This window comes from Cupriavidus sp. 05T41 (assembly GCF_056396525.1).
On the sequence record NZ_JBFTLQ010000220.1, the window covers coordinates 1 to 396 of the forward strand.

Sequence of the window (396 nt, forward strand, 5' to 3'; positions counted from 1 at the left end):
GTGCATCTCCAGCCCGTGCTGGAGCAGCCCAGCCAGGAAGCCGCTTGCGCCAAAGCCCATCACATACACGCGCTCGGCGGCGAGGATGGCATCGACGGCCCGCTCGCAGGCCTCGGCATCGATCGCGCGGCGCGTGGCTTCGAGGTTGCGGGCGCCGTCGTCCAGGGCGGCGGCGAAGACCTCGGCCACCGTCGTCGGACGGGACAGTTCGTCGCGCAGGCGCTCCACCGGCGCCAGCGTGGCCTCGAAGCCGCGCACGAGTTCGGCGCGGAACTGCGGATAGCCTTCGAAGCCGAGCGCCCGGGCGAAGCGGTTGGCCGTGGCCACGGACACATTCACGGCCGTCGCGAATTCGTCGATGCGCATGGTCGCCGCACGGAACAGGTTGTCCAGCAC

At 70.7% G+C, this 396-nt stretch carries 1 protein-coding gene; it reads right to left on the bottom strand.

The features are described from left to right. Window positions 1-396, bottom strand: a 396-nt coding sequence (locus tag AC1DKV_RS40570) for a MurR/RpiR family transcriptional regulator (RefSeq protein WP_477139782.1), incomplete at both ends; no start/stop codon positions are given.